We start from the raw sequence: 13,453 nt of genomic DNA, 5'->3' as shown, positions 1-13,453 counted from the left end.
GCCGTCCGTAGTAGTAAACAGGACGGCTTTTGCTATTATTCTGATTCGATTTGCCATGCACCGTTACGACGAGGATCACCGCCACCGTACATCCCTTCCACGTTCCCATTATCATCGATGACCACACCAAGTCCTTGAATACCACCATAAAACAATGGTGAGCTATGTCCAACAACAGAGTATCCCATATTGCGAAGTTCGTTGCTAACATCTTCAGGTAATTCCTCTTGTAAATAGATGACATCTTCTTCGTTATAAAAGCGGGGAGCCTCGATCGCTTCTTGAAGTGTCATTGGATCACCATCGTCATTTATTCCATAATGATATTGCATGATCGTCTGAAATACCATAGCAGGAATACGTCTTCCACCTGGTGACCCCATCCCGAGAACTGGCTGGCCTTCTTCTTCAAAAATCATGGGTGCGACAAAAGTACGTGGCCTTTTACCTGGCTCATAACGATTAATGGAATCTGGATTATCACTAAAATTAGTCATTTGATTATTGATAAAAAAGCCGTCAATATAAATACCAGAACCGAAAAATTCACCTAGTGAATGGGTAGCGGATACCATTCTGCCTTCTTTATCTACAATAACGAAATGAGTGGTATGTCGAGAATCGGCTTCCTCTGCAGGAGAATCGAATAACTCGGAGGTATCACCAGGTGTAATCTCATTAAAAGAAATATCGTCTAGTAATTGTTGAATATAATCATCATCTGTCAGTGCTTGATGATCAATATCATCGAACGCAGGGTCACCTAAAGTGTCAAGGCGGCTGTCATAGGTGGCTTTTGTTATTTCATTTATCAAATGAATATAAATGTGCTGTGAATCCTCAGAGTTAGCAAGGTCTCCGAATGAGAAATCTTCGGGCAGGTCTTCATCCGGGAAAACGTCATTTAAATCGAGCTGATCTGCCACTTGCAAAGCTTGGACGACTACTGTTCCAGATGAAGGTGAGGGACCACCATAGACAATTTGTTCTCCCACTTCAGCAGAGACAGGTTCAGTTATTTGTGGTTCATAGCTAGCCAGATCTTCTTCAGTAAAGTTGAATTGTTGTTGTAAAAGATCCCCGATTGGTCCACTGTAAAAACCATCCGACCGGTTCTCCTGAATGAGTCGTAACGTATCTGCTAAATCTTCTTGAACGAGTTGGTCATTGACACCGAGAGCCTGTCCTTCGGGAAAGAATAGTTGACGCTCGTGTTCTTCCATTTCAAGGTAACGAACAGCATTACCTGTTTGCTGGTGAAAAATATCACCTACCTGAAAACCTGTTTCAGCCCGTTCAATGGCAGGGGCGATAACGTCTTCCCACGGAAGTTCTCCATGATTGTCATGAATGAGGTCCATTCCCTTAACAAAGCCAGGGATTGCAACCCCTCGGCCAGTAGGGTCATCATTCCCGCTTATAGGGGCCGCTTCACGATAATCATAACTTATGACCCCTTCTGCTGGGTCGTGGTAGAGCATAACCCCACCGCCTCCAATTCCAGATCCGTAAGGCTCAACTACGTTAAGCATAAATGAAACAGCCACAGCGGCATCGATAGCAGTACCGCCATTCTCGATAATGTCCATTCCAACTTCTGCAGCTAACGGATGGGCGGAGCTCGTGCCATAAATATCGACACGAGCCTCACCATTATTTTGTTCAGCGGTTTGACTATTATTTTCGCTAGTCATAAGGGATTCCACTTGCCTGTTTGTGAAGCTACTATCAGAATACGGTTCCCGAAAAGGATCAAACTCACTTTCAAAATAAAAATACCAACTGATTAAGCCTATGAAAATAACACTGGCAAAGACGTAAGTGACGTTTAAATAACGTTTATAATTCATGAGGTTAAGTCCACTCCTTCAAGTACACCTGCTGCATCTAAGTCAATCTTTAATCTACCGTTTTCAATTGTCCACCACTCATCTGGAAGTTCTTTGCGAAGTGTGCGGAAAATACGATAGTCACGATAAAACTTTGTCCATCCAGCTGTTTCACGGGGCTGGGTATTTTCAATATACATAGGGACAAAGGAGAGTTGTTTCGTGCCATCATTTAAAAAATCAAGCTGAGCGATGGTTGATTCTTTCGTGCGGGTCCATCCTTGATCAAATACAAAGTTTCCAAGGCTGTTCATGACGATGGCGCGATTGCCGTTCGTACCATCTACGACTGTCACAGGCTCTAGCACGTGTGAGTGATGTCCGATGATAACATCTGCTCCGTAATTAGTGATGTAATGGGCTAATTCCTCTTGACGGTCGTTATACCCTACTTGATATTCGTCGCCCCAATGGATATGCACCATGACAATATCAGCTCCACCGCCGCCTTCTTCTTCAGGTGCTTTTGCTTCTAGCAGTCGGTTGCGCAGTTCGGCGAGCCCTTGATATTGAGGAGTGAAGACCCCACCTACAAAGTCTTGTGCACTGAATCCTTGCACAAAAACATCTGTAAAGCCTATAATACCAACTCTCACATCGCCATTAATGTTAAAGTAGGACATGTCAGCGGCATCAATAGCACCATCTTTTAATTCTTCTTCTGATAAATTGATGGCGTCACCGATTCCAAGTGTTTCAAGAGAAGAACTGCCTATAGCTGATAATGTTTGTTGAAGGGACAAATCCCCATAATCAAGAGCATGATTATTTGCAAAATTCACAGAGTCAAAACCTGCATTTTCTAATGCTTCCATTGCCCAAGGCTCTGAATAGATGTGAATATCTTTATTATGTAATTCAGCATCATCCATATGGGCGACCACTTCTGGATCATCCGTATCCAATATAGGTGTCTCAAAATTACCTGTCACATAGTCTGACTCTTCAAAAAAAGGATAAGTGTATTCAAAGACGCGATCAATCGGTTCACCACTTTGAACAGCAGCGTCATGAACATGCCGTCCCATCATCATATCGCCCACCATGGATATGCGATAGTTGACATCATCCGAACGTGTCTCAGTAGGCATGTTTGCAGAAAAGTACCAATGATGCCCGAAAAATGGAATAGCTAAAATAACGATAGCGATAGTAGCATGAAGAACAGCTTTTTGACGATGACGGATAGTCACTAACTTTAGTCGATCTTTAAATGATAATTTTTCAGACATAGATAAAACGCTCCTAATCTAAAACAAGTGATAGACGGTAATGATGACAAAAGTAAAAAAAGCGATAACAAATGTTGAAGCGAACGTTGGTAAAACCCCTTGCTTATGTATAGAATTAGCGATTAAACCGGGAACGATAACCCCGATTCCCCTTAATTCCATAATTGGGAAGGGGGTCAGTGGATAGAGATAATCCATCCCCATTTTTAATAAGACACCGACAGTTAACATGGCCGCAAATTTCCTTCGTCCGTATAACACTGTCATTCTTCCAATTAATTGTGTGACAATAAGGAAGGTGAGTAAGCTAATCATACCTACTACGACCACGTACATTAATTGATCAAAAACGAGTGCGAGGTAACCAGGGACAACGAGTCCTGCTGGTACAATTCCGGTTTTCTCGGCATAGAGCAGTGATAGCAATACACCTACAATAATCGCTATATATAAATCTGTCCCAAACACGTTTAGCCAGCTCCTTAGGTTGCGTATTTCTCAATCTCTATGAAATGTCATAATTAAAGATAATGATAGAATGTCTTTTTACTACAGATAAAGGCCCGTAAAGCTTCTAGCTAAAAATAGAGAGGAGAGCCACATCTATTTAGAGGGAGCTAACGGATAATAATGTCCTGATTGAAGTTTTGTTTTATCTGTGAAAACAACGTTAGACGAACGCTTTATCTTTTTTCAGTGACGATAATGAAGTGTGATTACTGCTTGTCATTGTGTCAGCTAGGTCACAAGTGTCTTTCTCAAATTGTTCAATACCTTCTGCTAACTCTTGACCTCCACCGTGAATGTTGCCAATTCCATATATAAGGCTTTTCTCCGGTAATTGTCTAATTTTTTCCAATACATGTTCAGTCGATTGTTTTTCTAAATTAATAATTTTTTTAATAGGCAGTGTCCCATTTTCATAGGCGGTAACGATAGGGGCAACACTTTTCCCTGTTAGTATTAATGAATCTACTTCTAAATGAGGGAGAACATCTTCTGTAAATTGAATTGTTCTGTCAATACGATCATCCCGACAGTTCATAATAATAGTTTTATGATTGTGTGGATAATCTTGTTGCAAAATCTTATGCCATATATTAAGTGTTGAGGTCGCATCGTTAGCAGCGAAGCCATTGAAGAAAAAGCTTGGGGCTTCTTCATGGCCGAATTGATGGACTTTCATTGCACCAGGATCTACAGGTGCATGAAGCATCCCGCGTAACGCCACCTCCCGTTTTACACCGAGAATATCAGCGACAGCTAGCCCGATTGCCGCATTTTCAGCGAACATCATAAAAGGAAATTGTGTTAAGTACGCGTCCTCTACTGAAGCAACATCCGCTACGACCATCTTAGTTCCCCTACTTTCAGCGACCTTTTTAAAATAACGGTTAAAAGTGGTGGGAGGGACGACTAAGTATCCATTTTTCGGGATCGTGCGGGCAAATGCTTCAGCGATTTGATTGATAGTCGGTCCCATAGCATCTAGATGATCGGCCATAACATTCGTAATAATAGTTATATTAGCTTTTACAAATCGCTTTTGAAAAACATCTTGGTAGTCGGGATTAACTGCCATACATTCCGACACAAAGGCCGTTACTTTTCGTTTAGATACCTTATCTACCATCATTTTTTGCTCAGAAATGTTTGGGCCTTGCAAACTGCGGGTAATAGGTTCTTCATCTTCACTGTCCCAATAAAATAACCGGGGAGACGTGCCGGTCGTTTTTCCGGCTACTTGCTGCCCATCTTCTTTTAGAATACCGGTAATTAATCTCGTGACGGTGGATTTTCCTCGAATGCCATTCACGAGGATGCGGGTGGGAATGGTATTAATATTTTTGTCTAATTTTCTCCGTTCACGTATTCCTATGAAAAGGACGATTCCTGCTAAAATAGACAGATAGATGAATTCGTTCATAGTGGTACCTCCTAGTTAGTCAGCGGCGTGGATCTGTTGGTCTGATTATTATAAAAGGACGTGTGAGCACAGGCCGTTTGCTTACTTTAAACCTCATAAATGATGTAGCTTAAAAAACTACTAATCCTTATACCCGTTAAAAAAAGATGAGAATCTTACATTTAGATCACAAAATGATAACTGTTTTTTACGGCTAGTTTCTGTGTTGTCTATTTTTTACCTCCATATAAAAGAATGCGAGTTACTCAATTAGAGATGTATAACGGAACTGAGACAGGAGAGTGGTATGACTCCAAATAAGGCCGTACAGAAACATAATAGAGCCAAAACTTTCATCTTTCATGCCTTATTGATAAACTAAAAAGAGTCTCAGTAAAAGGAGTTATCATATGGAACAATTGGCCAAGCATGTGTTAATAGTCACCTCGGTAGATGCAGAAAAAAATGCTGTTTTATCAGGGATTCAAAACAAAAACACCTTAAATATAGACGTGCAAACAGTAGGAGTTGGGGCTGTAACAGCTGCGGTTAATACAGCTAATCTCCTTGCGAAACATTCGTATGACGTAGTGATTAATATGGGGGTCGCCGGTGGATTCCCTAACAAGGCAAACATTGGAGATGCTGTCATTGCAACCGACATAACGGCAGCAGACTTGGGAGCGGAAAGCGATGATGGCTTTAAACCGATTGAAGAATTAGGATTTGGCCAGTCGGCACTGAGAAGTGACAAGGCAATGGGTGAGCGTTTAACTCAAGAGCTTAACACACGATGCACGTTTTCTATCCATAGTGGCCCCGTGGCGACACTGTCCACTGTTACTGGGACAGCTAAAACATTGAATGAGTTGGAAAAACGAGTGCCGGGAGTTGTGGCTGAAGCGATGGAAGGGTTTGGAGTGGCAATGGCTGCTCATATTGCTAGTGTGCCATTTTTAGAGATACGTACGATTTCAAATTTAGTAGGGCCGAGGGATAAATCAGCTTGGCGGCTTGATGTGGCCCTTCGTTCATTAGAACACGTCAGTAAGCACTTAAAGGAGGTTTTATAAATGAACATCGCTTTTTCACCGTGCCCTAACGATACGTTTACGTTTCATGCATGGGTGAATGGACTTATTAACGGTGCACCTGAACTTCACGTGACGTATGCTGATATTGATAAGACGAATTATTGGGCAATGGCTCATAAGGGGCCTGAAATCATGAAGATTTCGTATGCGGCATTACCGTACGTGTTGAGTGATTATCAGTTGATTCCATGCGGAGGCGCACTTGGTCGGGGATGTGGCCCGTTAGTGTTGACGAAGGGGAATGATAACGCTGCTAATCTGTCTGAAAAAACAGTGGCGGTTCCTAGTGATAAGTCAACTGCTTTTATGTTGTTCACGTTATGGGCAGCGCAAAATGTTCCCCATGGAATAGGTAAGGTGGTTGTGCTGCCATTTAATGAAATAATGCCAGCTGTTAAAACTGGTAAAGTGGATGCGGGCCTCGTCATACATGAAGCTAGATTTACATACAAACAGTACGACTTAACAATGATGGTGGATTTAGGTGACTGGTGGGAAGAAGACACGGGGTTGCCGATTCCATTAGGGGCGATCATTGCTAAAAGGTCATTAGGAAAAAAAGAAGAGATTACCGAATGGATACGCCGATCTGTAGAGTATGCTTGGAAACATCCAGAAGCGTCAATGGACTATGTTATGGGTCACGCAGACGAAATGTCAGTGGATGTGGCGAAATCGCATATTGATTTATACGTCAATGAGTTTACGGAAAAATTAGGTGAGGATGGTTATGCTGCTATTGAATCCCTGTTAAGTAGAGCTGCTGCTGAAGGGGTTGTACCTCAATGTGATTTAGCTAGGCTTAGGGATTGAAATTGAAGATTGCCGTTATGTGAGACGGGCAGGGAATATATAAAACAGCGTGTGGATGAGATTCCCACACGCTGTTTTAATTAAGCTTTCTAGGAGAAAATATCCCCCTATAATCTACTACTACTTTGATCAATTTTATCCCACTCTTAAAGGGGCAGTAAAACCCCACCTCAAAACTTAATTTAGGTGGGGGATAAAGGAAAACTCCCACCGATTGAAGCTTAGCTTTATATGACTAGAAGGTCGGCTTTCTTACTGAATATCATATGATTGTCGTTCCTGAATGGCACCGTCAGATTTGTGAATAACGAGGTGTGTTTGTTTATTTTCAGCTATCTCTTTAGCTCGCTTAATGGCTTCTTGCTTATTCTCAAAGACTTCAGACGGCTGCTTGGCCTCTTCCGCTTGCACCGCCCAGCCATTTTCATGCGGATAAACGTGTTCGCCTTTTTCCATCAGTTCGGGTCGGGAAGATGAGTGGTTGTCACCATCGCGCTTTTTTAAATCTTTATCACGTTTATATGTTATCTCTTTAATCTCTTTCTCACTGGCGTGACTGTACCATTCTTTAGCTTGCTCTGTTGCGATTGGAATGGCGCGGCCTTCTTCATACCCTTCATCAACCATAGCATTGGCAATGTCTATCGCCTTTTTCTTAATAGGCGTCTTTAGGTTTTTTAAAGAGTCAGGATAATCGTTTGTATCCCATGGCATATGAAACACCTCCATCACGTTGTTGTCCTTTCTTTACCACATTTGGTGGGAAGCTAAACAACAGTGGATGGAGGTGAATCGTTATAGAGATTTAAAAGAACGGAGTCTAAGAGTGTTTAAAACGACTGATACGGAGCTGAAAGCCATGGCGGCCCCAGCAATCATTGGGTTGAGTAACCAGCCAAAGAACGGATAAAACACACCTGCCGCAACTGGAATAAGGATAACATTATATCCGAATGCCCAACCTAGATTTTGCCAAATCATCCGCATTGTTGAACGAGATAAGCGTAGTGCTGTCACCACACTCATAATATCTCCACGCATAAGTGTCATATTAGCTGTCTCCATCGCCACATCCGTTCCTGTGCCGATGGCAATCCCTACATCTGCTTGAGCGAGCGCTGGCGCATCATTGATCCCATCGCCAACCATGGCTACCACATTCCCTTCAGCTTGAAGGGCCGCCACTTCTTTCGCTTTATCCTCAGGTAAAACCTCAGCGATAAACCGATCCACACCTGTTTCGTTGGCGATAGCTTGTGCTGTTTTATGATGATCGCCAGTTATCATGACCACGTCCAAACCTAATGATTTCATGTGTTTAATCGCTTGAATAGAGTCTTTTTTGACTGTGTCGGCAACACTGATAATACCAGCACTCATGCCATCTATAGCGATGAACATCGGTGTTTTTCCCTCATTAGCTAAGTGTTCGGCACGAGGAAGTAACTCGGTAAAATCCACTTGGTGATCGCGCATTAATTTAGCATTGCCGATCAAAATGTGTTGTCCATCTACCGAAGCTTCAATGCCTAATCCCGTAATAGCATTTACGTTTTCAGGTTCCGCTAATGGTAACTGTTTCGTTTTTGCATGACGGACAATTGCTTCCCCTAACGGATGTTCAGAGGCTGTTTCAACTGAGCCCGCAATCGTTAATAAGTGATCTTCACTGTATGAATGGCTCGTGAGAATATCAGTTACGGTCGGTTTTCCTTCAGTAATCGTGCCTGTTTTATCAAGGACGACCGTCGTTGTTTTATAGGCTTTTTCCAAGCTTGTAGCATCTTTAATAAGAACCCCATTTTCAGCCCCTTTTTCTGTGCCTACCATAATCGCTGTAGGTGTTGCTAATCCGAGCGCACAAGGGCAGGCAATAATAAGAACGGCGATAAACGTCGTTAAGGCAAAAATACCGGAAGGCTCAGGTCCAATCATGTACCAAATGATAGCTGATAACGTAGCTATAATCACCACAGCTGGAACGAAATAAGCTGAAATGATATCCACCGTTCGTTGAATCGGGGCTTTGGAACCTTGAGCTTCATTGACAAGTCGGATAATTTGGGCCAAGGCGGTATCTTTTCCTATTTTTGTTGCTTTAAAAGTGAAGCTACCAGACGTATTGATCGTAGCACCGATGACTTCATCATCTTTTGATTTCTCAACGGGAATAGATTCACCGGTTAACATTGATTCATCCACAGCGGAGTACCCCTTTATCACGATCCCGTCAACTGGCACACGTTCTCCAGGTCTCACAACGATAAGGTCGTCAATTCGTACCTGTTCCACTGGTATGTCTACTTCTTCGCCATTCGTCACAACTCTAGCTGTTTTAGCCTGCATATTCATTAATTTTTTTATAGCAGTGGATGTTTTTCCTTTTGCTTTAGCTTCAAAATAGCGGCCTAGAAGTATTAATGTGGTAATGACGGTCGTGACATCGTAATAAAGTTGGTAAGGAAATCCCCTCGTTGTTAAGGTTTCAGGAAATAAGGTCATAGCTCCGCTGTATACCCACGCTGAGGTTGTCCCCATTGCCACGAGCACGTTCATATCTGCCGACTTATTTTTTAATACTTTATAACTATTTTTGTAAAAACGCCACCCGGGGACGAGTTGGACATAACTTGTAAGAAGCAATAAGAAATAAGGATTGGCCATCCAATCAGGCACCCAACCGCTTATGTGGGGCATCATGTGTGGCAGGCTACCAATAAGCACGATGGTGGTGACGATTGCCCCGCTGACCACATCTCGCTTTAATTTAGCCGCTTCCTGTTCGTGAGGGTCGTCAGCTAGTTGCGGTGTTTCTTCTTCCAGTAAAGTTGACTCATAGCCAATACTCGTTACTTTTTCAGCAACCTTCTGTGGATTGAAAGACGGGTCTGACGTAGTTACTTGCGCTTGATTCGATGCAAGGTTTACACTGGCCTCCTTAACACCATCTAACCGGTTAATAACCTTCTCAACGCGAGATACACAAGAGGCACACGTCATCCCTTTCACCGAATAACTATATTTCTTTTCGGTCGGATCAGCCTTAGGTTCCGCTTCATAGCCAGCTTTATGAATAGCGTTAACAATCTCTTGTTCAGTCGCTATTTCTGGGTCATATATCACTTGAGCTTGGTTAGTAGCTAAGTTGACACTGACTGAGGAGACGCCTTCTTTTCGATTGATGATTTTTTCCACGCGAGCGACACAAGAGGCGCATGTCATTCCTCGTACGAAAAAATCTTGTTTTTTATCGGTCATTTTCTGATGCCTCCTGTAAAAATCATAGGGTATGTGTTGATATAGTAACAATAGTTATTGAAAATTAAAAGAACTTACAATGTCAGTTTACCATACCCGTGTAAGGTATAAAAGAAATTGTTTTTAAAATTTTAAAATATTTGACATGGGGAGGGAGTTGTTAATGGATAAAAACGGTGAGCAGAGATAAAATCAAAAGTATGCTACTGTTTTAGAAGATGTTTGATACTCAAATGCTATTATTTAAAAGAAAGAATAGAAATAAGTGATCAAGTTATGAATCTTTCACGATAAATCAAGGAGGAGAGATGGAATGTTGACGATACAACTGGCAGAGCCGAAGCATGTGTCTGGAATAGTTACTGTCTGTTCGGAAGCTTATCGAACCACATACAGGGAATTATGTGATCATAACTATATCGAAAGAACGATTCAAACATTTTATAATGAGAAGAGAGTTCTTAACGAAATTAATGAAACGAGTGATGAGTGGGGAGGATGGATCATTGCATGTGAAGGGGAAGCGGTCGTAGGTGCAATTGGTGGTGGGATGACAAGTGCTGAGACGGGAGAAGTATTTGTGCTTTATATCGATCCAAGCCGGCGACATGAGGGAATCGGAACGAAACTTTTAGAAAGATTAACAGATTGGCATAAACAGCAAGGTGCGAAATGGCAATGGGTTTCTGTTATGAAGAATAACGATAAAGGGATTCCTTTTTATGAAGCGAAAGGCTTTCGCCAACAGCACGATCAAAAAACATATCAGTCGGCAGTGGAGGAGAACATTGTGTCTCACCGATATTGTCGAGAAATTTAGCGACATCTTAAAGACGCCTCGGGTTTCTGGTATGCCTTTAAGCGAGAATGCCAATTTGGATAACTAACTGATTAAAAATTAACATGAGGATGTCTCCTTCGAGTAGTAGAAATGTAGCTTTAAAGAGACATCCTCGCATTATCGTTATGTTTGAGGCAGTAGCTTAAATTTTTTGTTCAATTGCTTGAGCGAATTTATTTGCAAAATCAAGACAAATATCTTCATCATCAGGGAATAGCTCAACCTTTAAGCTGTCCGTTACGATTTGACCGCCGCATTCTTTAACCGTATCTTCTAATATATTGACGGCGCCACAGTAAACTTCATAAGCCGTGTCACCAGATCCGAAAATAGCGAATGATTTTCCCGATAGGTCCATCTCTTCCATTTCTTCATGGAAATCTAAGAAGTCATCAGGTAATTCACCGTCTCCCCAAGTGAAAGCACCTAGTATGATATAAGAATAATCGTCCATTTCGCTTGCTTCTGTATCCATGACATCTTGTTTGTCTACCTCAAGACCGGCATTTTTTAAGCCCTTCTCAATAATATCAGCCATTTCTTCCGTGTTCCCTGTCATGCTTGCAAATACGAGTAATACTTTGGACATTAGTAAACAACTCCTTTAGAAATTTAATGAACATGCTGGGGCATGTAAGACGTTGAAAATAATGATTCATAAAGCCCTGCTACGAGAAAGCGATCCTCGTGATTTGTAACACGCCAACCGTGGCCGTGAATCCGTGTACATGGTACTATTTTCTGCTCAGAAAGATAGACTCTCGCCACGTGGCTTAAGCCTTGTTTATCGTGGGAAGTAGTCGTGTAAAGGTACCCGTTGTGTTCAGAAAGGTCTAAATAACATGCTTCTTTTACTGTAGCGTGGCACGTTTTCCAAGTTATGCTAGAGGTGTTTTGTGATGCTAGTTGGGCAAAATCAACGCTTCCTAAATTTTTTCGGCAAGTACCAGCAGCACATATGAGCGTGTTATCACGCTTTAGTAGTGAGGCAATCATACGTCTATCATGTTTGAGTCGCTTTACGTGATGATTCGTTAAATTAACAGACCATACGCCCCCGTAACGGGAATGGATTTTTGTGCCCAGGTAAAGCGTTGATCCATCAATGCAAATGGAGCGGATCGCTGGTTGATCTTGGCCGAGGAGCTGGAAGGGTTGATATGTCTGCCATGTGTCACCGTAGTCGAATGATAGATAAAGTTGATAATTGCTGTGTGTGACGATCATGTGTGCTGAGTTTATACATATACTCCAAGCAGAAGCCGAGGTAGGAAGTTTTTTATGTGACCATGTACGTCCTGCGTCTAAACTAATAATAAATCTCCCAGCATCACCAGAGCCGGCAATAATATGATCACGTGATGTTAAATCTAAAATGCGCTCTTTTACATCACATGCTTTCTCATGAATGCCTTCTTTCGTAATGTGTAAAATGCCATCGGAAACAGCAAGGAAATAGTCGCTGTTTGTCCCGCTAACAACCGCCGTAGCCCCTTCAAAACAGTCAGACAAACGCAATAAGGTCACCTCATCTCAAATAACTAGCCTAGTATTGATTTTATTGAGAATGATTATCATTGTCAATGTTTTTTTGTAATTGTCTTTCATGTGTAATGGGGACACCTTTTATTTGTCGGTACTTGGCAAGAAAATACATATAAAAAGCCCTGTTGCCTACAGGACTTTCTATCCCACTCTAAAGGGGCAGTAAACCCCCCACCTGAAAACTTAAGAAAAGGTGGGGATAAACTGCCCCTAAAGGTCCATAAAGTTAAACTAACAATCAGTGGGGGATGAAGGGAAAATCCCACTGATTGAAGCTTAGCTTTATGAGAGTAATATAAGGTTATTTTTTAAAGGAGTGAGGTAATTTGTGAGAGGGGACACGTGAGAGGATAATCCATGCTAATAAAGCGCCAGAAATACTGGATACAAAGAAGCCAGGGACGAAAAAGAATACACCGGCAGCTTGACCTAAGAATATATGGGCGATAGGGACAGCTAAAAGTGAGCCAATGAAAGCTGTTCCGATTACTTCTCCTAGAGCAGCAGCACCTTTATGCTTAAAAGTCCGGTAGGCGATGCCAGCTAATAAGGCCCCTACCATTCCTCCCGGAAAAGCAAGCAATGTCCCTATCCCTAAGAGGTTTCGTAATAGCCCAATAGCAAATGCAATCAAGACGGCTGGTCCAGGTCCTAAAAGGACAGCGGCGATGACGTTCACAGCGTGCTGGACAGGAAATGCTCGCGCTACACCAGCAGGAAACCATATAAACATAGCTCCCACTAGTCCGATGGCGATCAACATAGCCATTAATGTTAATTTGTAAGTTCGTGTCATGTGTTGAGCCTCTCCCTAAAATTAAATTGATGAAAGGACTAAAAAAACCAAGTCCTCTCATGACGATGAAAGAACCTGG

12 protein-coding genes are annotated in these 13,453 nt (G+C 42.1%); 3 read left to right on the top strand and 9 right to left on the bottom strand.

Annotated features, from left to right (window positions below):
- Positions 1 to 35: 35 nt before the first annotated feature.
- The 4 genes from BK581_RS10560 to pgsB all read right to left on the bottom strand — a co-directional run bounded on the left by BK581_RS10560 (position 36) and on the right by pgsB (position 5,048).
- Positions 36 to 1,850, bottom strand: coding sequence for a gamma-glutamyltransferase family protein (locus tag BK581_RS10560; protein ID WP_078578135.1), 1,815 nt, complete (start codon positions 1,848 to 1,850; stop codon positions 36 to 38).
- Complete coding sequence (locus tag BK581_RS10555) at positions 1,847 to 3,121, bottom strand: CapA family protein (RefSeq protein WP_078578134.1); 1,275 nt, start codon at positions 3,119 to 3,121, stop codon at positions 1,847 to 1,849. Before BK581_RS10555 ends, BK581_RS10560 begins: the two co-directional genes overlap by 4 nt.
- Before the next feature lie 18 nt (positions 3,122 to 3,139).
- On the bottom strand, positions 3,140 to 3,589 hold the full coding sequence (gene pgsC, locus BK581_RS10550) for a poly-gamma-glutamate biosynthesis protein PgsC (RefSeq protein WP_078578133.1): 450 nt from the start codon (positions 3,587 to 3,589) through the stop codon (positions 3,140 to 3,142).
- A 202-nt stretch (positions 3,590 to 3,791) separates the two neighbouring features.
- Positions 3,792 to 5,048, bottom strand: coding sequence for a poly-gamma-glutamate synthase PgsB (gene pgsB, locus BK581_RS10545; protein WP_078578132.1), 1,257 nt, complete (start codon positions 5,046 to 5,048; stop codon positions 3,792 to 3,794).
- Between the two features lie 389 nt (positions 5,049 to 5,437).
- Between pgsB and BK581_RS10540 the strand changes: the two genes are divergently transcribed.
- Both BK581_RS10540 and BK581_RS10535 read left to right on the top strand, forming a co-directional pair.
- Positions 5,438 to 6,100, top strand: a complete 663-nt coding sequence (locus BK581_RS10540) for a futalosine hydrolase (protein WP_078578131.1) — start codon at positions 5,438 to 5,440, stop codon at positions 6,098 to 6,100.
- Positions 6,101 to 6,934 carry a 1,4-dihydroxy-6-naphthoate synthase gene (locus BK581_RS10535; protein WP_078578130.1) on the top strand — a complete coding sequence of 278 codons (834 nt, stop codon included), beginning with the start codon at positions 6,101 to 6,103 and terminating at the stop codon, positions 6,932 to 6,934.
- Positions 6,935 to 7,186: 252 nt separating this feature from the next.
- Here the strand turns inward: BK581_RS10535 and BK581_RS10530 are convergent, their stop codons facing one another.
- Positions 7,187 to 7,648, bottom strand: a complete 462-nt coding sequence (locus BK581_RS10530) for a DUF2188 domain-containing protein (RefSeq protein ID WP_078578129.1) — start codon at positions 7,646 to 7,648, stop codon at positions 7,187 to 7,189.
- A gap of 81 nt (positions 7,649 to 7,729) precedes the next feature.
- Positions 7,730 to 10,192 carry a heavy metal translocating P-type ATPase gene (locus tag BK581_RS10525; RefSeq protein WP_078578128.1) on the bottom strand — a complete coding sequence of 821 codons (2,463 nt, stop codon included), beginning with the start codon at positions 10,190 to 10,192 and terminating at the stop codon, positions 7,730 to 7,732.
- A gap of 313 nt (positions 10,193 to 10,505) precedes the next feature.
- Between BK581_RS10525 and BK581_RS10520 the strand changes: the two genes are divergently transcribed.
- Complete coding sequence (locus BK581_RS10520; protein WP_078578127.1) at positions 10,506 to 11,012, top strand: GNAT family N-acetyltransferase; 507 nt, start codon at positions 10,506 to 10,508, stop codon at positions 11,010 to 11,012.
- Positions 11,013 to 11,175: 163 nt separating this feature from the next.
- On the opposite strand, the gene BK581_RS10515 is transcribed toward BK581_RS10520, so the two are convergent.
- The 3 genes from BK581_RS10515 to thiW all read right to left on the bottom strand — a co-directional run bounded on the left by BK581_RS10515 (position 11,176) and on the right by thiW (position 13,374).
- Positions 11,176 to 11,622: a flavodoxin gene (locus BK581_RS10515; RefSeq protein WP_078578126.1), complete on the bottom strand. Its 447-nt coding sequence runs from the start codon at positions 11,620 to 11,622 to the stop codon at positions 11,176 to 11,178.
- A 23-nt stretch (positions 11,623 to 11,645) separates the two neighbouring features.
- The gene (locus tag BK581_RS10510) at positions 11,646 to 12,551 is read right to left on the bottom strand and encodes a WD40/YVTN/BNR-like repeat-containing protein (protein ID WP_078578125.1); all 906 of its coding nucleotides are present in this window, start codon (positions 12,549 to 12,551) and stop codon (positions 11,646 to 11,648) included.
- A gap of 328 nt (positions 12,552 to 12,879) precedes the next feature.
- On the bottom strand, positions 12,880 to 13,374 hold the full coding sequence (gene thiW, locus BK581_RS10505) for an energy coupling factor transporter S component ThiW (protein WP_078578124.1): 495 nt from the start codon (positions 13,372 to 13,374) through the stop codon (positions 12,880 to 12,882).
- Between the last annotated feature and the right edge of the window lie 79 nt (positions 13,375 to 13,453).

Source organism: Salipaludibacillus agaradhaerens (assembly GCF_002019735.1).
GTDB classification, from domain to species: Bacteria; Bacillota; Bacilli; order Bacillales; family Salisediminibacteriaceae; genus Salipaludibacillus; species Salipaludibacillus agaradhaerens.
This window is presented reverse-complemented; position numbering and strand designations above follow the sequence as displayed.

Coding starts and splice junctions, on each gene's coding strand:
- BK581_RS10560 (WP_078578135.1), bottom strand. CDS start 1,850: ATGAATTATAAACGTTATTTAAACGTCACTTACGTCTTTGCCAGTGTT.
- BK581_RS10555 (WP_078578134.1), bottom strand. CDS start 3,121: ATGTCTGAAAAATTATCATTTAAAGATCGACTAAAGTTAGTGACTATC.
- pgsB (WP_078578132.1), bottom strand. CDS start 5,048: ATGAACGAATTCATCTATCTGTCTATTTTAGCAGGAATCGTCCTTTTC.
- BK581_RS10540 (WP_078578131.1), top strand. CDS start 5,438: ATGGAACAATTGGCCAAGCATGTGTTAATAGTCACCTCGGTAGATGCA.
- BK581_RS10535 (WP_078578130.1), top strand. CDS start 6,101: ATGAACATCGCTTTTTCACCGTGCCCTAACGATACGTTTACGTTTCAT.
- BK581_RS10530 (WP_078578129.1), bottom strand. CDS start 7,648: ATGCCATGGGATACAAACGATTATCCTGACTCTTTAAAAAACCTAAAG.
- BK581_RS10525 (WP_078578128.1), bottom strand. CDS start 10,192: ATGACCGATAAAAAACAAGATTTTTTCGTACGAGGAATGACATGCGCC.
- BK581_RS10520 (WP_078578127.1), top strand. CDS start 10,506: ATGTTGACGATACAACTGGCAGAGCCGAAGCATGTGTCTGGAATAGTT.
- BK581_RS10515 (WP_078578126.1), bottom strand. CDS start 11,622: ATGTCCAAAGTATTACTCGTATTTGCAAGCATGACAGGGAACACGGAA.
- thiW (WP_078578124.1), bottom strand. CDS start 13,374: ATGACACGAACTTACAAATTAACATTAATGGCTATGTTGATCGCCATC.